This is a genomic window from Curtobacterium poinsettiae (assembly GCF_047226435.1).
Taxonomy (GTDB): Bacteria; Actinomycetota; Actinomycetes; order Actinomycetales; family Microbacteriaceae; genus Curtobacterium; species Curtobacterium poinsettiae.
Genome location: NZ_CP178434.1, coordinates 1,194,948 through 1,215,719, shown reverse-complemented (window position 1 = coordinate 1,215,719; position 20,772 = coordinate 1,194,948). Strand labels below are relative to the sequence as shown.

At 70.9% G+C, this 20,772-nt stretch carries 20 protein-coding genes and 1 tRNA gene; 6 read left to right on the top strand and 15 right to left on the bottom strand.

Annotated elements, in window-relative coordinates; translation table 11 throughout:
• Nucleotides 1-29 precede the first annotated feature (29 nt).
• From ACL00U_RS05715 to ACL00U_RS05705, 3 genes are read left to right on the top strand one after another with little or no spacing between them, the layout of a single operon-like run.
• Nucleotides 30-935: a hypothetical protein gene (locus tag ACL00U_RS05715; RefSeq protein WP_042538404.1), complete on the top strand. Its 906-nt coding sequence runs from the start codon at nt 30-32 to the stop codon at nt 933-935.
• Nucleotides 923-2,215: a hypothetical protein gene (locus tag ACL00U_RS05710; RefSeq protein WP_071252385.1), complete on the top strand. Its 1,293-nt coding sequence runs from the start codon at nt 923-925 to the stop codon at nt 2,213-2,215. The genes ACL00U_RS05715 and ACL00U_RS05710 overlap by 13 nt, the downstream gene beginning before the upstream one ends.
• Complete coding sequence (locus tag ACL00U_RS05705; RefSeq protein ID WP_159557787.1) at nt 2,212-2,874, top strand: ABC transporter ATP-binding protein; 663 nt, start codon at nt 2,212-2,214, stop codon at nt 2,872-2,874. The genes ACL00U_RS05710 and ACL00U_RS05705 overlap by 4 nt, the downstream gene beginning before the upstream one ends.
• Before the next feature lie 303 nt (nt 2,875-3,177).
• Here ACL00U_RS05705 and ACL00U_RS05700 read toward each other — a convergent pair whose 3' ends face one another.
• Nucleotides 3,178-3,693 (bottom strand): GNAT family N-acetyltransferase, encoded by a 516-nt coding sequence (locus ACL00U_RS05700; RefSeq protein ID WP_259552143.1) that lies wholly within the window; start codon nt 3,691-3,693, stop codon nt 3,178-3,180.
• A gap of 264 nt (nt 3,694-3,957) precedes the next feature.
• Nucleotides 3,958-4,137, bottom strand: a complete 180-nt coding sequence (locus tag ACL00U_RS05695; RefSeq protein WP_214584598.1) for a hypothetical protein — start codon at nt 4,135-4,137, stop codon at nt 3,958-3,960.
• Nucleotides 4,138-4,405: 268 nt separating this feature from the next.
• On the opposite strand from ACL00U_RS05695, the gene ACL00U_RS05690 reads away from it, so the two are divergent.
• A complete protein-coding gene (locus ACL00U_RS05690; protein ID WP_156463854.1) occupies nt 4,406-4,822 on the top strand; it encodes a hypothetical protein in 417 nt (138 codons plus the stop codon).
• 241 nt (nt 4,823-5,063) lie between these two features.
• Here ACL00U_RS05690 and ACL00U_RS05685 read toward each other — a convergent pair whose 3' ends face one another.
• From ACL00U_RS05685 to ACL00U_RS05655, 7 genes are all read right to left on the bottom strand, one after another.
• The gene (locus ACL00U_RS05685) at nt 5,064-5,873 is read right to left on the bottom strand and encodes a class I SAM-dependent methyltransferase (protein ID WP_017885883.1); all 810 of its coding nucleotides are present in this window, start codon (nt 5,871-5,873) and stop codon (nt 5,064-5,066) included.
• Nucleotides 5,870-6,673 (bottom strand): ABC transporter ATP-binding protein, encoded by an 804-nt coding sequence (locus tag ACL00U_RS05680; protein WP_412873926.1) that lies wholly within the window; start codon nt 6,671-6,673, stop codon nt 5,870-5,872. The genes ACL00U_RS05685 and ACL00U_RS05680 overlap by 4 nt, the downstream gene beginning before the upstream one ends.
• Nucleotides 6,670-7,695 (bottom strand): ABC transporter substrate-binding protein, encoded by a 1,026-nt coding sequence (locus ACL00U_RS05675; protein ID WP_017885885.1) that lies wholly within the window; start codon nt 7,693-7,695, stop codon nt 6,670-6,672. Before ACL00U_RS05675 ends, ACL00U_RS05680 begins: the two co-directional genes overlap by 4 nt.
• 43 nt (nt 7,696-7,738) lie before the next feature.
• A complete protein-coding gene (locus ACL00U_RS05670; protein WP_017885886.1) occupies nt 7,739-8,845 on the bottom strand; it encodes a FecCD family ABC transporter permease in 1,107 nt (368 codons plus the stop codon).
• Between the two features lie 366 nt (nt 8,846-9,211).
• A tRNA-Pro gene (locus ACL00U_RS05665) sits at nt 9,212-9,285 on the bottom strand.
• A gap of 137 nt (nt 9,286-9,422) precedes the next feature.
• Complete coding sequence (locus ACL00U_RS05660) at nt 9,423-10,004, bottom strand: hypothetical protein (protein ID WP_412873925.1); 582 nt, start codon at nt 10,002-10,004, stop codon at nt 9,423-9,425.
• Complete coding sequence (locus ACL00U_RS05655) at nt 10,001-10,834, bottom strand: endonuclease/exonuclease/phosphatase family protein (RefSeq protein ID WP_412873924.1); 834 nt, start codon at nt 10,832-10,834, stop codon at nt 10,001-10,003. Before ACL00U_RS05655 ends, ACL00U_RS05660 begins: the two co-directional genes overlap by 4 nt.
• Nucleotides 10,835-10,904: 70 nt before the next feature.
• On the opposite strand from ACL00U_RS05655, the gene ACL00U_RS05650 reads away from it, so the two are divergent.
• Nucleotides 10,905-12,380 (top strand): hypothetical protein, encoded by a 1,476-nt coding sequence (locus ACL00U_RS05650; RefSeq protein WP_412873923.1) that lies wholly within the window; start codon nt 10,905-10,907, stop codon nt 12,378-12,380.
• 76 nt (nt 12,381-12,456) lie between these two features.
• Nucleotides 12,457-14,613 (top strand): RecQ family ATP-dependent DNA helicase, encoded by a 2,157-nt coding sequence (locus ACL00U_RS05645; RefSeq protein WP_412873922.1) that lies wholly within the window; start codon nt 12,457-12,459, stop codon nt 14,611-14,613.
• A gap of 81 nt (nt 14,614-14,694) precedes the next feature.
• On the opposite strand, the gene ACL00U_RS05640 is transcribed toward ACL00U_RS05645, so the two are convergent.
• From ACL00U_RS05640 to ACL00U_RS05615, 6 genes are all read right to left on the bottom strand, one after another.
• On the bottom strand, nt 14,695-15,216 hold the full coding sequence (locus ACL00U_RS05640; RefSeq protein ID WP_052481722.1) for a hypothetical protein: 522 nt from the start codon (nt 15,214-15,216) through the stop codon (nt 14,695-14,697).
• 58 nt (nt 15,217-15,274) lie between these two features.
• Nucleotides 15,275-15,901, bottom strand: a complete 627-nt coding sequence (locus ACL00U_RS05635; protein WP_412873921.1) for a hypothetical protein — start codon at nt 15,899-15,901, stop codon at nt 15,275-15,277.
• A 127-nt stretch (nt 15,902-16,028) separates the two neighbouring features.
• Nucleotides 16,029-17,549 carry a ribosome biogenesis GTPase Der gene (gene der / locus ACL00U_RS05630; protein ID WP_017885894.1) on the bottom strand — a complete coding sequence of 507 codons (1,521 nt, stop codon included), beginning with the start codon at nt 17,547-17,549 and terminating at the stop codon, nt 16,029-16,031.
• Between the two features lie 145 nt (nt 17,550-17,694).
• The gene (cmk, locus tag ACL00U_RS05625) at nt 17,695-18,390 is read right to left on the bottom strand and encodes a (d)CMP kinase (protein WP_042538571.1); all 696 of its coding nucleotides are present in this window, start codon (nt 18,388-18,390) and stop codon (nt 17,695-17,697) included.
• A gap of 194 nt (nt 18,391-18,584) precedes the next feature.
• Nucleotides 18,585-19,697, bottom strand: a complete 1,113-nt coding sequence (locus ACL00U_RS05620) for a prephenate dehydrogenase (protein WP_017885896.1) — start codon at nt 19,695-19,697, stop codon at nt 18,585-18,587.
• A gap of 58 nt (nt 19,698-19,755) precedes the next feature.
• Entirely contained in the window at nt 19,756-20,544 is a 789-nt protein-coding gene (locus tag ACL00U_RS05615; RefSeq protein ID WP_228501111.1) for a pseudouridine synthase, read from the bottom strand.
• Between the last annotated feature and the right edge of the window lie 228 nt (nt 20,545-20,772).

Here is a 20,772-nt window from a genome sequence, read left to right as displayed (position 1 = left end):
TCGCACCCGCTGCTGCGTGAGGAGAAGACGTGACGAAGCAACAGACCACGGCGATCGCGGGCCTGCTCCTGCTGGCCATGCTGCTGACGGTGTTGATCGGGGTGTTCGACGCTCGCCGAGGTGTCATCGCTTCTGAAGGCAACGATCTCCGCAGCGGTCAAAGCGTGTGGGTGAACGCGACACTCGACGAACTCATGCGTGCCCGGAACGCATTCGAACCGGGAACGAAGGTGTTCGTGCGCCTCGAGGGCGATGTCCGCGCCGTCGCAATGTTGTCGGGACGGTGGACAGATGTCCCGCTGCACGACGGGCACGCACTGACCGGGCGCCCCGGCGAGGCCCTCGCCGGGGCTGACGTTGCCGTCCGCGGTGACGACATCGTCGTCGATGGCAAGCCCTACGACGTGGTGGGCCGTCTCGGCGTCCGGGCCGACAGTCTGCTGTCCGATGACGTCATCGTCGCCGATCCGTCGCGGTTCTCGGCGTCACCACAGCGGCTCCTCCTGGACGGCCCGAGCAGTGTCCGCCACTACAGCGCAGAGTTCCCTGGCCGAAGTGTCGAGATCGTCGACGACGGCACGAACCGCAGGACGAACGTCGACGCCGTGTCTCCGGTTCTGGTCACGCTCGGCGTGCTCGTCGTCATGCTCATCGGCGTGGTCGCAGGCCTGCAAGCTGGGCGATGGGAACTCCGCACTGCCGCCGTCCGCTTCACCACGGGGATCCGACCGCTGAGCACCCTCCGCAGCGCGGCCACCAGAGTCAGCGTGATCACCATCGCCGCCTGTACGACCGCTCTCGCGGGCGCGGCAGTGGTCAGGCAGGCCACCCTCCTCGACCTCGACGTCACCACTGTGGTCGTCTCGGTCGGAACCGTCGTGCTTGCCGTGTCCGTCGCTTCGTTCTGGCAGGGAACCCGTCGATGGAACTGCTGAACGACCTCCGGTCCAACTGGACGATCATCGTCGCCAAGATCGTCCTGCTCGTGCTGCTCGCACTCTGCTGGTACAACGTGGCGTCCTTCACCCAGTCCACCTCGCAGGCCGTGGCCCAGGGCTTGTCCGCCGATGCCGACGTCGACCTCTACACGGTGGTCGACGATCTCGGCCCGGATGCTTTCGAGGCGATCCGGCGAGACGAGCACGCACTCGACGACGTCGCCTCGTTCGTCGACCGCATCGACGACGAGCCCGGGTTCGACTTCATCTCCTCGTACGACCAGCCCGTCACCGTTCAGGACTTCCGCGGCGACGACCGCTTCGACGTCGGCTACGGCACCGAGTACACGCTCAACGGGAAGTACCAGGACGAGTCCGGCCGGAGCGTTCAGGACATCAAGTCCATCCAGCTCAACGAGAACGCGTACGAGTTCGCGGGGCTCTCCGTGCAGGACGGCAAGCCCATCGAGTGGAACGTTGTCGACTGGGGATCCGGTCGGATCCCGGTGCTGCTCGGCAACGAGTACCGCGGCGTGTACGAGCTCGGGGAGCGATTCACCGGAGCGGTCATCCTGCAGGAGCAGGAGCTCGAAGTCGTCGGTTTCCTCGAACCGGACAGTGCCATGTACTTCCGCGGTGAGGCAAACCACTACCTCGACGACACCGTCATCGTGCCCTACCCGCCAACACTCGCCGGACTCGACCGAGCAGCACTCGACCGGCTGGATACCGAGCTGTTCGGACGCCTGGCGTTCCAGGTGCTCAACGCCGATCTCGCCGTCGATCACAGCCTCGATTTCGGGGACGTCGTCGCGCGTCTCGACGCGATCGGAGACGACACCGGCTTCCGGTCGTACACGTTGCTCGGAGTACCGGCCTACCTCGTGCAGCTCTCCCTCGTTCGCCAGCTCATCCAGGACAACCTGGTGCTCGTCACCGCGCTGCTGGTCGCCCTCACCGCTGGCGTGGGCATCATCACGGCGTTCCTCAACCGACTCCTGCATCACCGTCGAACGCCAGTGGCGCGGGTGCACCATCTCCTCGGGAGGAGCCCGAGTGCCACGAACCGGCTGTTCCGCGCAAGCCGCCTCACCGAGTTCACCGCGGCGCTCGGGCTGTTCCTCGCGACCAGCGCACTACTCCCCAACGACAGCGAGATGGCTCGACTCGGCGCCGGCACCGCCCTGCTCCTCTGGTGCGTGGCGGACGGCGCACTCGGCCGGCGAGCCATCCGCATCGAACTGACCGCCCAACAGCGAAGAGGTACCTCACGATGATCGTTCTGCGTGACGTCTCGAAGACCATCACCGAGCCCGACGGATCGATCCGAGCACTGTTCGACCGGCTCGACTTCGACCTTCACGACGACGATCGATCCGTGGCCATCACGGGGCGCAGCGGATCCGGCAAGAGCACGCTGCTCCGGATCCTCGCCGGACTCGACACCGACTTCGGCGGGACCTACGAGCACGACGGCCACGTGCTCGAGCGCACCGTACGGAGGATGGCGGAGCACCGACTCCGACACATCGGCATCGTCACCCAGGACCACAGCCTCCTCGGCGACCGCAGCGTGCTCGACAACGTCCGGCTCGGCGTTCCTGCTCGCGCTGACTCCACCGCCCGAGCACATGAGGCGCTCGACGCGGTCGGCATCAGCCACCTCGCTGGCAAGCGCCCACGACGACTGTCAGGAGGAGAAGCGCAGCGCGTCGCGATCGCTCGAGCCATCGCGAAGCGCCCTGCCGTCGTCCTCGCCGATGAGCCCACCGGCGCACTGGACGAGACGACCGAAGACGACGTGCTCGCCCTCTTCGATCGGCTGCAGCAAGCGGGAACCAAGTTCGTGATCGTCACCCACAGTGAGCGCGTTGCACAGCGATGCGAACGGCAACTCCAGCTGCACCACGAACGACTCATCGCGCGCGGCGCGTGACGGACGGGAGGCCGGCCCCACCAGCCGGTACCGGCGCACCGCGCCAGCGGGGTGACGGCCGAGCTTGGAGGTGGGCCCCACCCGCCGGTACCGGCGCACCGCGCCAGCGGGGTGACGGCCGAGCCTGGAGGGACGGTGCCAGCTGGCACCGGGCCTCCCGTCCGTCAGCGGTTGCGCTCCGAATCCCCGATCACGCGTGCGCAGTACGTTCGCAGCTGGAGAACTCGGCGAACATCTCCCGTTTCGCTGCGTGCGAGTCAGCCTCGAGCTCGAGTCCCTCCACGTTGACCGGTGCCTGATCGGCTACCGGACCAGCGCGCGTTCGTAGAGGCTGGAAGCGAGTTGCCGCCCACCGTCGGGGGCGCTGACCGTCACGTCGCGAACGTGGCGGAACCCCTGCCGTTCGTAGAAGCGCCGCAATCCGGGGTTGTCAGTCGCGCAATCCAGCCGCACGAGGGCCGCCCCGCGCCCGGCGGCTCGCTCTCCTACCCACACCAGCAGTCGCTGCCCCAGCCGACTGCCACGATGCGTCTGCGCCACGGCCAGCCGGTGCACGTACACAGCGGGATCGTCCTCCACGCCCCACGTCTCGGAGTCCGAGTCGGACACCGTGACCATCGCCACGATCACCCGGTCCTGACGCACGACGAAGAGGTTCCCCTGCTCTGCGGCGCGCAGCAGAACCGCGTCCGGCACCCGGTCCTGCCACTGGTCGATCCCACGCGAGCGGAGCCACAGCCTCGCACCGTCGATGAGCACCTGAGCCGAAGGAACATCCGCGGCCGTGGCCGCTTCGACCGCCAACACGTCTTGATCCACGAGACGACGCTACGGGCTGACCTCAGCGGACACGAGCGGAAGTGGGCCTGATCCGGCATCCTCGTCTCGTGGAGTTCTCGTGGTGGACGTGGTGGGGGTCCTGCTCATCGCGCTGACGGGGCTCGGGCTGATCGGGCGCGCTGCTGTCGTCTCCTGCTGATCCCGTGGGTCATCGCACTCGACAGCTGACTGCAGACACACCGAGATCGGCTCGGTCGATGAGCGGCTGCCGGACGGCCGTGGGGCTGGTCGGCCCCGGGAGCGTCAGAAGAATATGCGCCCCCGCGCGATGTCCGACTCGGCCTGCCGAAGAGCCTCCGCGACTTCGGGGTCTGTCCCCTCGAACTCCGCCGCCCGAGAGCCGAAGTTGGTGTACCGGTGCATGACGAACCACAGCACGAGGAGCGCAGCCAAGACCACGCCGGTTCCGATCCACCACCACATGGGGGCAGCGTACGTGCGACCAACAGCGGGGCAAGCGCTGCGATACGCCGTTGCGGGATCGGCGATCGGGGAGCTCCCGCGGGTTCGTACCTGAAGCGCTCGTCTACGCTGGGCTCCTCACGAGGGGGATGCAGTGGGTTTCGGAAGATCTGTGGTGCTGGCCAGCTTGGCGACTGCGAGCGCGATCGTGCTTGCTGGGTGCGCAGCGTTCCCTCCAGCTCCGAGCACGGTGGGCTCCGACTGGCCGAGCACCGGGGTGCCATCCGCCGTGCGATGGCCGTCCGACTGGGTCGACAGCCTGTCCGGTGAGTCCGAAGCCGTGGGCGGTCCGATCGTCGGGCTCCGCCTTGAGTACGGAGCGGAGCACTGGGTCTGGCGGATCCGCAGCACCGACCCGGGAAAGACCGACGCCCTCGGCGAGTCCAACGCAGAACCGACCAGCGGTGTCGAGGCGCTCGTCGACGCCACGGACCTGAGCCTCGTGCGGCGACACGAGGTCACCCTGACCAAGGCTGAAGCCACGGGGACGGACACCAGCTACTACGACGCCGTGAAGGCCTCGGGTGAGGAGTGGCCCGGCCCACGACTGGTCGAGCTGGTGCGCGTCGTCGACGACGGCCGGCCGACGTGGCGCGTCACGACGTACGACACCGAGGACGGCCACCTCGCCCCGCGGACGCTCTGAGCACGCGCGCTGAACGATCTCGGGTGCGGAACCGAGTCGCTCACCCGATCAGCGCCGATGCCGCCGTCATGACTGGCAACAGCGGCCGTCGTCATCCGAGGCGAGAGCCTGCTCGTCATCGATCGATTGCAGGACGGTCGAAACTACTGGGTGATTCCCCGCACGAGCGCGGAACGCTGCCGCCGTCCCGGCCGGACTGATCCGGCTTCCGGAGGACGCGTCCCGCGCTCGCCAGTACCGCCTACCGAACGCCGTACACGACGTGGTCGTCGAGGTACTGCCAGACCGTTCCGACCTCGGCGAACCCAGCGCTGCGGAGCGACTCGATGTGGAAGCCGAGCGTCACCTTCGGCGGCGCTTCGTGGAGTTCCGCGCCCCACACCGCGTCGCGTCGCGCGATCGCTTCGGCGTACCGCGGCGTCTCCGCCACCGCTGCCCACCACGCGTCCCACGTGTCCGCGCCGGCCGCGAAACCATCTCGCTGCGTCACGGCGTCATCGCGCGCTGCGATGGCGGCCAGGGTGCTCTCGTCCCGCTGGTAGGACAGGTGGTCACCGTTGAGCAGGATGCCACCGGCGCGGAGGAGGTCCGCGGTCCGTCGGTGGACATCGACGAGCGTGCCCGGCTGGAGCCAGTGCAGGGCAGTCGAACTCACCACGGCGTCGAACGGTGCGTCCGCGATCGCAGGGTGCTCCGCCCAGCGCCGATCGGCGAGGTCGACCTCCGCGATCACGAGCCGACGGTCGGCGGCGGCGAGGTCCGCGGCGATGGCCAGGAGCGCTGGATCCTTGTCCGCCACCACTGCCGTGGCGCCAGGGACCGCGGCGAGGACTGCTTCCGCGAGCGCTCCGGTTCCGCCCGCGAGGTCGAGGATCCGCGGCGCGGTCGTCTCGGCGCAGACGTCGGCAACCACGCGGGCGATCGTGGCGAACCGCTCAGCCCGGTGCCGGATGTACGCGGTCTGCTGAGCATCCCACCGGGTCGCCAGGTCACGTGCCCGCGCGGTGTCGGCCTCGGTGGCGATCGGTGTGGTGGTTGTCGTCTCGGTCATGGGGTGGTTCCTTCCAGAGGGGCGAGTGGGACGGCCGGTGGTGCTGGCAGGCGGAATGTGAGGTGGATGTCACCGTCAGGGTCGTCGCGACGGGTGGTGTGGACGTCGTAGACCGAATCCAGGAGCGCGGGGCGGAGGACATCGGCGGGTGGGCCGGAGCCGACGACGCGGCCCGCGGCGAGGATCACCAGGTGGTCGCAGACGCGGGCGGCGGCCTCGAGGTCGTGCAGGACGACGACGACGGTCGGTGCGATGTGCGGCAGGAGTTCGAGGACTTCGAGCCGGTGTCGCAGGTCGAGGTGGTTGGTGGGTTCGTCGAGGAGGACATGGTCGGCACCGTGAGCGATCGCGCGGGCGAGGCCGACCCGCTGGAGTTCGCCGCCGGAGAGTGCGGCCAGGGAGTCGCCGGCTCGGTGCGTCAGTGCGACCGCGTCGAGGGCTGCCGCCACACGCTCGTCGGGGCCGACACCGTCGCCGCGGCCCGGGCCGACCTGGGCGAGGCCGCCGAGCGCGACCTCGTCCGCCACGGTGAGCGCCGGGTCCGGGTCGAGTCGCTGCGCCACGCTCGCGACGCGTTGCGCGATCCACCGGCGTGACCGGTGCCGGACATCCTGTCCGTCGATCTCGACACGGCCTTCCTGGATGGGGACGGCTCGGAGGAGCGCGCGGATCAGGGTGGTCTTGCCACTGCCGTTCGGCCCGACGATTCCGGTCACGGAGCCCGTCGGCGCATCCAGGTCGACGGTGTCCAGGAGCAGCCGCCGTCCGGCGCGCACCGTCACCGCGTGTGCGCGGATCACCGCAGTGCGTCGAGCTGCCGTGTGAGTTCAGCCGGGCCCGAGACCGACAGGGTCGAGGGCGGATCGGTGAACGGGAAGCGGAGTGCGACGATCCGGTGGTGGCGCACCGCGGAGAGGCCCGATGTACCCGGCGCCGTCAGGAAGCTGTCGATGGTGTCCTGCGCCGTGCCGCTCGAGTAGAGCAGGACGATCGTCTGCGGGTCGCGGGAGATGATGTCCTCGACACCTGCATCGAAGACGCGCTCGTGCGAGTCGGCGTACACGTTGCGCAGTCCGACCGCTCGGAACACCGGCGTCACCATGCTCGGACCGCCGTACGGCGAGAGGACGCTGCCGCCGGAGGACACGTAGAGGGCAGCGGCTGTTCCTCTGTCCTTCGGGGACTGCGTCGCGAGCGTGGCACGGCCCGAATCGATCGCATCGGAGGCCAGCGCCGGTTCGCCGAGCACTGTGCCGAGTGTCCGCAGTTCGCTCCAGACACGGCCGAACGTCGCCGTCCGGCTCAGGTCGGGACCGGGGTTCGCGCAGTACGCCGACGGGGTGTAGAGCGGGATCCCGGCAGCCTGGAGCGCGTCCCGGTCGACGGCGTTCGCGGGTGCGATCACCAGGTCCGGCTTCGCGCCGAGCAAGCTCTCCTGGGACACGACGGAGCCGCCTGTCGACGTCTGCTTCGTCGAGAGGGCGTGGAGGTCTGCGAGCTCGCGGTATGTCTGCTTCGTGTAGAGGTCCGGAGCCAGCGGTGCGGTGACACCGACGATCCGGTCCACGGCGTGGAGCGCTTCGAGGTTCGGGAGCTCGTCGTTGTTCACGAGCACGATGCGTCGCGGGGTCGCGGTGATCGTCACCTGGGATCCGCAGTTCTGGATCGTGACGGGGAAGTGCGTGCCACCGCTCGAGCTCGTGCGCGGGTTCGGCTCGGTGGCTCCGGACGATGTCGTGCAGGCGCTCAGGCTGAGCACGGCGACGGTCGCCAGCAGACCGATCGCTGCTGCGACCGTGGTGGACCGGGTTCGGGTTCTCATGTGGGGCTTTCCGGTGGGGTGCGATGGACCGTGGGGTGGAAGGTCAGGGGGCTGTTGCGGGGGCGGTGCGACGCAGGAGGACCAACAGGAAGGGCGCACCGAGCACCCCGGTCACGACCCCGACGGGGATCTCCTGGGGCGCGAACGCGATGCGGGCCACGGTGTCAGCGATGACGAGCAGGGACCCACCGAGCAACGCCGACACCGGGAGCACCGCTCGGTGTCGTCCGCCGACGAGTCGGCGTGCCAGGTGCGGCACGACGAGACCGATGAAACCGACGCCGCCGACAGCCGCGACGATGACGCCGACCATCGCGGACACTGCGACCATCAGGCCGAGTCGCGCGCGTTCCGGGTCGATGCCCGCTGACCGTGCGGAATCGTCTCCGGAAGCGAGCGCGTCGATGAAGGGTGCGATCACCACGAGCGCGACCAGTCCGACACCACCCGTGATCGCCGCGGCGGCCAGGGCGATCGGCTGCACCGACGTGAGCGAACCCAGGAGCCAGAACAAGACCGACCGGGCGGCCTCCGGAGAGTCGCTCCAGAAGACGAGGAAGCTCGTCGCCGCGTTCAGGGCGTACCCGACCGCCAAACCGGCGAGCACGAGCCGAAGCGGCCCCCGACGGCTCGCGGTCCCGGCCAACGCCACAACCAGGAGAACGGCACCGATCGCGCCCGCGAGCGCCGCACCGGAGAACACCAACGCGCTCCCCGACCCGATGACGAGCACCACGAGGGCGACGCCGGTACTGGCGCCGGAGTTGATGCCGAGCAGGTACGGATCGGCGAGGCTGTTCCGGACGAGCGCCTGCAGGACAGCTCCGGCCACAGCCAGCACGGCGCCGGCGATGATCCCCATCACGACGCGGGGTGCCCGCGTGCCCCACACGATCTCATCAGCCGACGCAGACCAGTGGCCCGCGCGGGCCCCGCTGACGTGCTCGACCAGGATGCCGATGACGTGCGTCGGTGCGATCGGCACCGGACCGATCATCATCGCTGCGACGGCGACCAGGGCGAGCACCACGGCGAGCAACGCGATCCGCACGGCCGCACGTCGACGGGCTCGACGCATCAGGCACAGGACCGCATCGATCCTGCCCGACCGCGACGGCGCCGGGAGGACCGTCGAGAACCGATCGGGCATGCGACTCCTTAGTGATAACGAGTCTCATTACTAGCAGGTCGGCCAGGGTCTCACCAAGTCCTCGACGGTGCCGACGGACGCCCTGCGGCCGCCCCCAGCACAACGTGCTGGGGCACACGCGGGCACCGACAGTGATGGCGGGTCCGAGAACTGATCGGGTCGGAACGATCCCTGGATGAGACAGCGGTCTTCCGGCCAGCGCAATGCGACTCGACTGAGCGAGAATCCCTCACTGCTCGACTCGCACCGACGGTCCGGTCGTCTCGTTGTTCCTTGCCCCGGCTCGCCGGGACGAGGTCGATCCCAACGGAAGAAGCCCACCGAGATCCTCGGTGGGCTTCTTCCGTTGTGTCAGACACGTTTCGGTCGGGCTGACAGGATTTGAACCTGCGACCCCTTGACCCCCAGTCAAGTGCGCTACCAAGCTGCGCCACAGCCCGCGAGTTCCGGAGAACTCAGGACCCCGGAGGATCCTCGCCCGCGTCCGACCGGAGCGCGAGCGACCGGTCCAGCATAGCGGACGTCAGACCCCCTCCGTGCCACGGCGAGTCGGAGCAACGCGACGCGAACGACACGCTCAGCCCGGCCGCACCACCTCGCGCCGCGCCGCCAACCACGGCAACCCGAGCCCGACGAGCAACCCGCCGGACCCGTCCGCCGCCAGGTCCCCGATCGTGTCGTCGTACCCGACGAAGATCTTCGAGTCGACGAAGTTGTGCCCGAGCCACTCCCCCATCTCCCAGACGGCCCCGACCGCGAGTCCCGCACACAGCGCGAGCACCGCGACGACCACCCGGCGCTCCCCGTGCGGGGCCGGCACAGCACGCAGGTCGGCACCGATGACGTACAGCACGGCCGCGAGCAGCCCGGTCAGCACGACGTGCATGAACTTGTCCCACAGGAAGACGGTCGTGTACCACTCGAGCACGCTCGACCACCCGGCGACGAGCACGAGCACGCACACCGCCAGGTCGAAGACGGGTCGCAGCCCGAGCATGCGCGGCACCACGACCCCGAGCAGCGCGAGCGCCATGACCGGGAACGCCGTCCCGCCCCACCCGACACTCGCCACGACGACGCTCACGAGCGTCAGGGCGCGCACGACGTCGGCCACCAGGAACCGCGGCCGCAGGAAGGTCGACCCGAGCGCCCGGATCACGACGCCCACCGAACGATCGCGTGCACGGCGGCGTGGTCGGACGGCCACACGCCGCCCGGCCGCCGCACGTCGACTGCGACGCGGTCCACGGCCGCCCCAGCGGTCACGAGCACCCCGTCGATCCGCCGACCACCAACGCGCGGACTCCCGTAGTGCGGGTACGTCCCGTAGGGCTCACCCACCTGCCTGGAGGCCCGCCCCCAGCTGTCCTCGACCCCCGCCTCCGCCAGGGCTCGCCATGGTGCAGAACCGGCGGGGCTGTTCCAGTCGGCCATGACCACGGCGGGCAGGCCGCGCTGCCGGACGATCCGGCCGAGCAGTTCGGCGGACCGCAGTCTGGCCCACGGTGAGGCGACGTCGAGGTGGGTGGCGATCGCCAGGAACCGGACGCCGGTCGCGCGGTCGTCGACCACGGCGCCGACGGCGTGCCGAGGGAAGGACGTGGCCCACGACCGCGAGCCGGGGCGGTGGGGTGTGCGGGAGAGCGCCCAGGTGCGGCGCTCGACGACGTCGAGGCGGGAGCGGTCGAGGAACAGGCCGACCTGTTCGCCACCGCCGCGTGCTCCTCGCCCGGCCAGGACGGGCTCCCAACCCGACCCCAGGCCGGCGGTGAGGTCGTCTGCCTGCGCGGGCAGGGCCTCTTGGACGGCGAGGACGGTGGGCGCTTCGGACGTGACGAGCGCGAGGACGGCGTCACGGCGGAGCTCCCAGGCGTCCGGGTGGGTCGACCGTCGCGGCACGCGGCGACGCACGTTGAGCGTCATGCAGTGCACCTCGGGCGACCGGACCGGTCCGATGAGCGGGCGGTCGTCGGGGTGGTGGTGGGGCATGCATCCCTTCTACGAGACGACACCCGTCGGATTCTCAGGGACCTCTCCGTCTGGCTCGTAGGGTGGCCCGATGCGTTCTCGTTCCACCCCTCGTGTCCTCGTCGCGATCGCCGTCTCCGGCCTGCTGCTCGGAGCCGCCGGGTGCACGTCGAGCGAACCGGACACGAGCCGCCCGATCCTGGCGAAGACCTCCGCCGACACCGTCACGGTGGCCGACGCTGCGGACGCCGCAGCGCGGTCGGTCCGGGTCAGCAAGGCGCTGTTCGCCAGCGCTCCGGGCGCGGTCGTCGCCCCGGCCGACGACGCCGACGGGATCCGCGACGCAGCGAAGACCGCGGCGAGCGCCCACGTCCCGGTGCTGCTGACGACCAAGAACAAGGACGCTGCCGTCGCCCGCGAGCTCGACCGGCTCGGTGCCGGCTGGTACCAGGCCGAGGGCGACGTGTCGCTCGACACGGACATCGAACAGCGGCAGGCGCCGGACGGCGGTGACGCGCCGGAGTCGACCGGGGCCTCCCGGCAGGCGACCGTGGTGGTGGCGGACACGCGTGCGGACGCTGCTGCCGTAGCAACCGCGAAGGCCGCCGGTGCGCGGGTCGTGACCATGCCGAAGGGCGTGACCGACCCGGCTGCCGCACCCGACGTGGTGACGGCGCTGCACGAGCGGGCGAAGCACCCGACGGTCCTGGTCGGTGCGGCGTTCGACGCCCTGCCGGACCCGGAGTGGACGGTGCGGGCGGCCGAGGGCGGGTTCCAGCTGCGGAACGGCGGCCAGCGGCCGTTCGACGGGCACCGGTACGTCGCGCTGTACGGGGCTCCCGGGGCGCCGGCGCTGGGAGTGCTCGGCGAGCAGGGGCCGAAGCAGACCGTGCAGCGGGCCGAGCAGGTCGCGAAGCCGTACCGGGCCGAGTCCGACGAGCTCGTGACGCCCGCGATGGAGGTCATCGCGACCGTCGCCGCGGGCGACGCCGGCGCCGACGGCGACTACTCGACCGAACTGCCGGTCTCGACGCTCGAGCCCTACGTCGAGGCCGCCCACGATGCGGACATGCCGGTCATCATCGACCTGCAGCCGGGGCGGTCGGACTTCCTGTCACAGGCGAAGAAGTACGAGTCGTTGCTGAAGCAGCCCGGTGTGTGGCTGGCGCTCGACCCGGAGTGGCGGCTCACGAAGGACCAGGTACCCCTGCAGCAGATCGGCAGCGTGTCGGCGTCCGAGGTGAACAAGGTCTCGTCGTGGCTGGCTGCGCTGGTCAAGCAGGAAGGGCTGCCGCCGAAGGCCCTGGTGCTGCACCAGTTCCGGCTGTCGATGATCCAGGACCGCTCAGCACTGCGGACCCACCCGGAGCTCGACATGCTCGTGCACGTCGACGGGCAGGGGTCGCAGCCGGACAAGCAGGCGACGTGGAAGGCGCTGCACCAGGGCGCGCCGGAGGGGCTGCACTGGGGCTGGAAGAACTTCACCGACGAGGACACGCCCATGCTGACGCCCGCGCAGACCATGCGGGACGTGCGGCCGACGCCGTCGTTGGTCACGTACCAGTAGGGCCCGGTTGGTCCGGTTGTCCACAGCCGGGAGTCGCGACCCGGGTTTCGTCGGTCGGTGCTGACAGCATGGGGGCATGTCTGGTCTTGGTGTCGGGTCCACTGCGTCGTCTTCCGTCTCCCCCTCTGCGGACATCGCCGCCGAGGCGCAGCAGGCGCTCGCTGCGCTCACGGGGCGCCCCGACGCGGTGTTCCACCCCGGCCAGCTCGAGGCGATCTCCGCGCTGGTCGAGCACCGGCAGCGCGCCCTCGTCGTCCAGCGCACCGGGTGGGGCAAGTCGGCGGTGTACTTCCTGGCGACGCTGCTGCTGCGCCGGCGCGGGGGTGGCCCGACGGTCCTGGTGTCGCCGCTGCTCGCCCTGATGCGCGACCAGGTCGCCGCTGCTGCGCGGGCCGGGGTCCGTGCGGTGTCGATCAACTCCGCGAACGCGCACGAGTGGGGTGAGACCCAGGCTGCCCTCGCCCGTGACGAGGTCGACGTGCTCCTGGTCTCCCCCGAACGTCTGAACAACCCGAAGTTCCGCGACGAGCAGATGCCGACCCTGATCGCCCGGATGGGCATGCTCGTGGTCGACGAAGCGCACTGCATCTCGGACTGGGGCCACGACTTCCGGCCGGACTACCGGCGTCTGGCCGAGCTCATCCGGTCGCTCCCCCACGGCGTCCCCGTCCTGGCCACCACCGCGACGGCGAACGAGCGCGTGGTCGAGGACGTCGCCGAGCAGCTGACCGCCGGCCCGGCCGACCCGGTGTTCACGATCCGCGGGTCCCTGGCCCGCAAGTCCCTGCGCCTCGGCGTGCTGACCCTGCCCGACGCCCGGCAGCGGCTGGGGTGGCTCCTCGCCCACCTCGGCGACCTGCCCGGCAGCGGCATCATCTACACGCTCACGGTCTCGGCGGCCGAGGACATCGCCCGGCTGCTGCGCGACAACGGGTACGCCGTCCGCGCGTACACCGGGCGCACCGACACCGACGAGCGCGAGCAGCTCGAACAGCAGCTCAAGGGCAACGAGCTGAAGGCCCTCGTCGCCACGAGTGCGCTCGGCATGGGGTTCGACAAGCCCGACCTGGGGTTCGTCGTGCACGTCGGCGCTCCGTCGTCGCCCGTCGCCTACTACCAGCAGATCGGTCGCGCGGGTCGTGCGACCGACAACGCCGACGTCCTGCTCCTGCCCGGGCGCGAGGACCGCGAGATCTGGCAGTACTTCGCCAGTGCCTCGATGCCGACCGAAGCCCGTGCCGCCGCCGTGCTGGGCGCCCTGTCGACCGACACCGCGATGTCCACGGTGGCGCTCGAGGGCCTGGTCGACATCAAGCGCTCCACCCTCGAACTCCTGCTCAAGGTGCTCGACGTCGACGGCGCCGTCCGACGCGTCACCGGCGGCTGGGTGTCGACCGGACAGCCGTGGGAGTACGACGCACCCCGGTACGAACGCGTCGCCGCGGCCCGTGCTGCCGAGGCCGCGTCGATGCTCGACTACGAGTCCACCTCGGCCTGCCGCATGCAGCTGCTGCAGCAGGACCTCGACGACCCCTCGGCCGAGCCCTGCGGCCGATGCGACAACTGCGCCGGGGCGTGGTTCCCGACCGCCGTGTCCGACACCGACTCGTCCGGAGCTGCGGCCGCGCTCGACAAGGTCGGCGTCGAGATCGCCCCGCGTGCCCAGTGGCCCTCGGGGATGTCGTCGCTCGGTGTCTCGGTGCGGGGCAAGATCGGTCCGGACGAGCTCGTGCAGCCCGGCCGTGCGGTGGCGCGTCTGACCGACCTCGGCTGGGGTGGTCCCCTGCGTGCACTGTTCTCGCCGTCCCCCCCGGATGCCCCGATCTCGCGCGAACTCGTCGACGGCTGCGTCCGGGCGCTCAAGGACTGGCCGTGGGAGACCCGGCCGACCGGCGTCGTGGCGATGTCCTCGCGGTCACGGCCCGAGCTGGTGGGGTCCCTCGCCCAGGCGCTGTCCACGATCGGGCGGCTGCAGTTCCTCGGCACGCTCGGCCGTGCCGGCGGGACCCCTCGCGGCGACGGTGCGACGAACAGCGCCTACCGGTTGTCCGGCGTGTGGGACACCTTCGTGGTCGATCCGTCGCTCGCCGCCGCCCTGCAGTCGCACGAGGGCCCGGTGCTGCTCGTGGACGACCTGGTCGACAGCCGGTGGACGATCACCGTCGCCGGCCGGGAGCTCCGGCGCGCCGGGGCCTCCGCCGTGCTCCCGTTCGCCCTGGCCACGGTGGCGTAGCCCCCGCACCTGTTTTGCGACAGTCCACGTGTCAATCGACTCGTGTTCTGTCGCGGAGCCGGTCCGCCGCCCGCCGGAGCCCTACCGCCGCGCGGGCTTCGGGAACGTGGTCCGCATGTGGTCGCTCGTCAGCACGTCGCCGATGCCGACCATCAGCACCGAGAACAGGATCTGCTCGATGACCATCCAGAACGGGTAGAGCCCGGGGATCGCCGCGACGATCAGCGTCACGATCGGGAAGATCCGGCTGAACAACCGCAGCCGCTGGTACGCCCAGTAGTACCCGAGCTGCGCCCGCCAGGCGAACACGTAGAGCGTCAAGGTGATCAGCAGCACCACGGTGGACCGGAACCACACCGCCCACGACAGGGACTCCCCGGCGCGGGTCAGCAGCACCGCGACCACGATGGCGGTGAGGCCGACGACCGTCTCCGCGACGAGCAGCCACCGGATCCACCGGAACGAACGCACCGTGTCCGGGTGTTCGAGCATGTCCTCGCGGATCACGTACCCGGACTGCCGGCCTCCGGCCAACCGGTCGAGCCGAAGACGGCACCACACACGGTCGGCGAGCACACCGAGTCCGTCGTTCTGCTGCGTCACCAGTACATCGTGCCCCATCCCGAGGCCGACAGGAGACGCAGCCCCGAGCGGGGACGGCTCAGTCCGACGGGACGAGTGCCGCGCCGCCCAGCACGGTGCCGGTGTCGGCGTCCAGCAGGACCAGGGAGCGGACCTCGTCGGGCAGCGTCCACGGCTCGCCGAGCACGACGGTCAGCCCCTGTTCGACCCCGTCGGCCTGGAACAGGTCGTAGGACTCCCCGACCGGCGTCCACATCGGCTTCGAGCCACCGCGCACCGTCCCCGCGGACAGCACGACGTCGACCGGGCCGTCCCCGCCGGTCTCCAGGTGGTCGATCTCCACCGCGAGGGTCACGTCGCCCGTGTTCGCGGTGATCCGGACGTGCCCGGAGGCAGCCGCCCCGATCCCGACGATGTCACCGGAGACCGGCGGGACGCGCCGCCACCACGGGTCGATGGGTGAGCCGTCGACCGGACGGACGGGCTCAGGCTCGATCGGCTCCCCGAGGGCGTCGGACGGCTGCAGCCGGACGTCGGGCGACTGCGCCGGCTCGGGGCCCACTGCGTCGGCACGGGTGACCGGTTCGCCGTCGTCCGGTGCGTGCGAGCTCGTCCACAGGGACACCGAACCCACGAAGACCACCCCGACGAGGACACCCACCAGGGCGAGCCGACGTCGGTCGGCTGCCCACCGCCCGGTACCCACGCCCCCATGATGCCGCACCGGCGCGCCGGACCGGCCCCGGGCCTCCAGGCCGACCGCGGACGCGAACGCAGAACGCAGAACGCGCCCCGACGGATCGGGGCGCGTTCTGCGTGACGGGTGGGGAGGCTCAGCGCTTCCGGCGCTCGCGCACCCGCATGTTGACGTTGATCGGCGTGCCGGAGAAGCCCCAGACCTCGCGGAGTCGACGCGTGATGAAGCGTCGGTACTGCGGGTCGAGGAACGCCGACGTGAAGAGCACGAAGGTCGGCGGCTGGCTCGACGCCTGGGTGCCGAACAGGATGCGGGGCTGCTTGCCGCCGCGCACGGGGTGGGGGTGCTCCTGCACGAGCTCGGCGATGAAGGCGTTGACCTTGCCGGTCGGGATGCGGGTGTCCCACGACTCGAGGGCGGTCTCGAGCGCCGGCACGAGCTTCTCGAGGTGACGGCCGGTGCGGGCCGAGATGTTCACGCGCGGGGCCCAGGCGACGTGCGCCAGGTCCTGCTCGATCTCGCGCTCCAGGTAGCGGCGGCGTTCGTCGTCGAGCAGGTCCCACTTGTTGTAGGCCAGCACGAGGGCGCGGCCGGACTCGAGGACGAGGTCGATGATGCGCAGGTCCTGCACGGACACCGGCTCGGTGACGTCGAGGACGACGACGGCGACCTCGGCCTTCTCGAGCGCGGCGGTGGTGCGGAGCGACGCGTAGAAGTCCGCGCCCTGCTGCATGTGGACGCGCTTCCGGATGCCGGCGGTGTCGACGAAGCGCCACACCTTGCCGCCGAGCTCGATCTGCTCGTCCACCGGGTCGCGGGTGGTGCCGGCGATGTCGTTCACGACGACCCGCTCTTCACCGGCGGCCTTGTTGAGCAGCGAGCTCTTGCCGACGTTCGGGCGGCCGAGGATGGCCACGCGGCGGGGGCCACCGACCTCCTGCTTGGCGACGGCCGAGGTGTCGGGGAGCGTCTTGATGATCAGGTCGAGCAGGTCCGCGACGCCGCGGCCGTGCAGGGCGGACACCGGGTGCGGCTCGCCGAGGCCCAGGTTCCAGAGCTCGGAGGCTTCGAGCTCACGGCGCTCGTCGTCGGCCTTGTTCGCGACGACGATGACGGGGCGGTCGGTGCCGCGGAGCATCTTCACGACGTGCTCGTCGGTGGCGGTGATGCCGACCGTGACGTCCACCACGAACAGCACGGCGTCGGCGAGGTCGATCGCGACCTCGGCCTGGGCAGCGACGGAGGCGTTGATGCCCTCGGCGCCGGGCTCCCAGCCGCCGGTGTCGACGAGCGTGAAGCGCTTGTCGTTCCAGTCGGCCTTGTAGCTGACGCGGTCGCGGGTGACGCCGGGGACGTCCTGCACGACGGCTTCACGGCGACCGAGGATGCGGTTGACGAGCGCCGACTTGCCGACGTTCGGGCGACCGACGATCGCGAGCACCGGGTAGGCCGGCAGGTAGTGGACGCCGTCTTCGCCGATCTGGCCCGCTTCGAGCAGGGCGAGGTCCTCGTCCTCGAGGTCGTACTCCTCGAGGCCGGCGCGGAGCGCGGTGGCACGCTGCTCGGCCTCTGCCTCGTCGAGTCCGGCGAGACGCTCGCCGAGGGCGTCGTCGTACTCCGGGAAGTCGTCGTTGTCAGGATTGTCCAGCTGAGCCATCTTGTGTTCCTCGCGAGCGGCCGGGGCCGCGGTGTCGGTGGCCGTTGCCGGCCGGGCCGGGGGTCCGGCCGTGGTTGACCGTCCCGCCGGAGCGTTCTGGTCTGCGTCAGTGCGTGAGCGGCCCGCCGAGGCGGTCCGGTCTGCGTCAGTGCGTGGCCGCGCGGGCCAGGTCGACGACCGCCTGCACGGTCTGGTCGAAGTCGAGGTCGGTGGAGTCGAGCGTCGTGACGCCGTCGGCGGCGTTCATGAAGTCGACGACCTTCGCGTCCGCCGCGTCGCGACGAGCGAGTGCTGCGGAGGTCTCGGCGGCCGACTGGGTCGTGACCTCTGCCGAGCGTCGGGCCATTCTAACGGACTCGTCGGCCGTCAGCAGGATCCGGACCTCGGCGTCGGGTGCGACGACCGTGGTGATGTCCCGGCCCTCGGTGATGATGCCCGGGGCGTCGGTCTTCCGCATGACGGTGCGGAACAGCTGGACCAGGCGCTTCCGGACGTCCGGGAGCTTGGCGATGTGGGCGACCGCGCCGGTGACGTCGGGGGTGCGGATGGCCTCGGTCACGTCGGTCTCCCCCACCTTGACGTAGTAGTCGTCGGGGTCGGTGCCGATGGCGTAGTCGAAGGTGTCCCAGCTCGCCAGGACCGCCGCGGCGTCGTCGAGGTCGACCCGCTGCTGCAGGGCGTGCCACGCGAGTGCACGGTAGGCGGCGCCGGTGTCCTGGTAGCCGTAGCCCAGGGCACGGGCGGCCGCGCGGGAGACGCTCGACTTGCCGCTGCCGGCGGGACCGTCGACCGCGATCACGATCTTCGCCACGTAGGCGCCGTCGGCCAGGCCGGACGGCATCGGGGCGCTGGTCGAACCGGGCTCCCCGCCGGGCTCGCCGAGGCCGCCGGCAGGACCACCGAGTGCGCCGCCGTCGCCGCTGCCGCTCAGCGGGCCGCCGGCACCACCCTGGCCCGGGGTCGGGAGGCCGGAGTCGGGCCCGTCCGGTCCGCCGGTCACACCGGAGTCGTTCGTCGCTGCGTTCGTGTCGTCGTTCAGGCCCATGCTGCTGCGATCCTCCATCCGCGCCCCTCGAGTTCCTCGACGAGTCGCTGTTCCTGCTCGGGCAGCACCGACACCTCGACGATGCCGATCTGTGCGCCCGGTGAGTGCTCGAGGCGCATGTCCTCGAGGTTGATGCCGATCTCCCCGATGAACGTCAGGAGTGCGGCGATCTGCCCGGGGGTGTCGTCGACCAGGACGACCACCTGGGCGAAGCGCTTGGTGGTGCCGTGCTTGCCCGGCAGCCGTTCGACCCCGCGGTTGCCGTCGGCGATCGTCTCGGCGATGGCACGCGGCGAGCCGGCACCGTCCGGGTCGCCGAGCGCGTCGATCACGCGGGTCAGGTCGTCGCGCAGGTCGGTGAGCACCGGCCGGATGTGCCCGGCGTTCGCGCCGATGATCTGCACCCAGAGCCCGGGGTCGCTCGCGGCGATCCGGGTGACGTCGCGCACGCCGCCGCCGGCCAGGCCGAGCGACCCGTCGGGGGCATCGCGCAGGCGCGAGGCCATCAGCGTCGACACGAGCTGCGGCGCGTGCGAGACGTACGCCACGGCGAGGTCGTGCGACTCGGGGTCCATCGGCACCACGGTCGCGCCGACGTCCAGCGCGAGGTCCTCGACCACCGCAGCTCGCTGGTACGTGATGCCGTCGTGTCCCGCGATCACCCACGGGCGGCCGACGAACAGGTCGGCGCGGGCGGCGGTCGGACCGCTGCGCTCGCGTCCGGCCATCGGGTGCGACCCGATGTAGCGGGAGACGTCGGCCCCGGCCGCCACCAGGGCGGCGAGCGGCCCGGACTTCACGCTGGCGACGTCGGTCACGACGGCGTCGGGGTGGGCGGCGAGCTCACGCTCGACCACCGTCGCGACGACGTCCGGCGGCACCGCGACGACGACGAGCTCCGGCTGGTCGCCGGCTGCCGGGCGACGCCCGGCGCCGTAGTCCACGGCAAGCGCCAGCGCGGCGGGCGAGACGTCGTCGAGGACGACGTCCACACCCTTCTCACGCAGGGCCAGACCGATCGAGGCGCCGAGCAACCCGGCACCGACGACCCGGACCGGGCCGCGTAGACGGCGGTCGATGTCGGTCGGGGTCACGTCGGTCACCGGGCAAGCCTACCGATCGAGGCTCGGGCATCGGTCGATGCCCGAGCGTCGGGGTCGGTCAGTCCGCCGACTCGTCCTCGTACTCGTCGTCGTCCTGGTCGAGTGCGACGTCGCGGTCGTCACGAGCGGACGGCTTCGCGTCGCGGACGGTGCTGAGCAGCTTGCCGACCTCGACCGTGCCGAGCTCGCGCATCTTGCCCGGCGGCAGGCTGCCCAGGTGCAGCGGCCCGAACGACCGGCGGACGAGTTCGAGGACCGGGTGGTCGACGGCCTCGAGCATGCGTCGGACGATGCGGTTGCGGCCGGAGTGCAGGGTGATCTCGACGAGCGACTCGCCCCGCGAGGACTCGAGCAACCGCACCTTGTCAGCCTTGATCGGACCGTCCTCGAGCTCGACACCCTCGGTCAGGCGCTGCACCACGGCGGGGTTCACGTTGCCGTGGACCTTCGCGATGTACGTCTTCTGCACGCCGAACGACGGGTGCGCCAGCACGTGCGCCAGGTCGCCGTCGTTCGTCAGGACGAGCAGCCCGGAGGTCTCGGCGTCGAGACGGCCGACGTTGAACAGGCGCTCCTCGTAGCGGTCCACGAACTCGGTCAGGTCGCGGCGCCCGCGCTCGTCCTGCAGGCTCGAGACGACGCCGGTCGGCTTGTTCAGCACGATGTAGCGCCGAGACGAGTCGATCTGCACCGGCACACCGTCGACGCTGATCGCGTCCTTCTCGGGGTCGACGCGACGCCCGAGGGCGTCCACGACCTCGCCGTTGACCGTCACGCGACCCTCGACGATCAGGTTCTCCGCGACCCGGCGGGATGCCACGCCGGCAGCGGCGATCACCTTCTGCAGGCGCTCGCCCTCTGCCTGGAGGCCCGGCTCGGCCCCGGCAGGCGCCGTTCCGTCCGCCGCGTCCCAGTCCTCGATGATCGGCCGTTCGGGCGTGCCCTCGGCCGGGTTGCCCCGGTCGTCGCGCTGCCCGCTCGGCTTCGGCGTGGTGCGGTCGCTGTTGCGGACGCTCGTGGTGCCGCCGACGTAGCGGCGGCCGTTGTGCCAGACGCGGCTCTGCTGGCCGTCGGG

Coding starts and splice junctions, on each gene's coding strand:
- ACL00U_RS05710 (WP_071252385.1), top strand. CDS start 923: ATGGAACTGCTGAACGACCTCCGGTCCAACTGGACGATCATCGTCGCC.
- ACL00U_RS05705 (WP_159557787.1), top strand. CDS start 2,212: ATGATCGTTCTGCGTGACGTCTCGAAGACCATCACCGAGCCCGACGGA.
- ACL00U_RS05695 (WP_214584598.1), bottom strand. CDS start 4,137: ATGTGGTGGTGGATCGGAACCGGCGTGGTCTTGGCTGCGCTCCTCGTG.
- ACL00U_RS05685 (WP_017885883.1), bottom strand. CDS start 5,873: ATGACCGAGACGACAACCACCACACCGATCGCCACCGAGGCCGACACC.
- ACL00U_RS05675 (WP_017885885.1), bottom strand. CDS start 7,695: ATGAGAACCCGAACCCGGTCCACCACGGTCGCAGCAGCGATCGGTCTG.
- ACL00U_RS05670 (WP_017885886.1), bottom strand. CDS start 8,845: ATGCCCGATCGGTTCTCGACGGTCCTCCCGGCGCCGTCGCGGTCGGGC.
- ACL00U_RS05655 (WP_412873924.1), bottom strand. CDS start 10,834: ATGCCCCACCACCACCCCGACGACCGCCCGCTCATCGGACCGGTCCGG.
- ACL00U_RS05650 (WP_412873923.1), top strand. CDS start 10,905: ATGCGTTCTCGTTCCACCCCTCGTGTCCTCGTCGCGATCGCCGTCTCC.
- ACL00U_RS05645 (WP_412873922.1), top strand. CDS start 12,457: ATGTCTGGTCTTGGTGTCGGGTCCACTGCGTCGTCTTCCGTCTCCCCC.
- der (WP_017885894.1), bottom strand. CDS start 17,549: ATGGCTCAGCTGGACAATCCTGACAACGACGACTTCCCGGAGTACGAC.
- cmk (WP_042538571.1), bottom strand. CDS start 18,390: ATGCCGTCCGGCCTGGCCGACGGCGCCTACGTGGCGAAGATCGTGATC.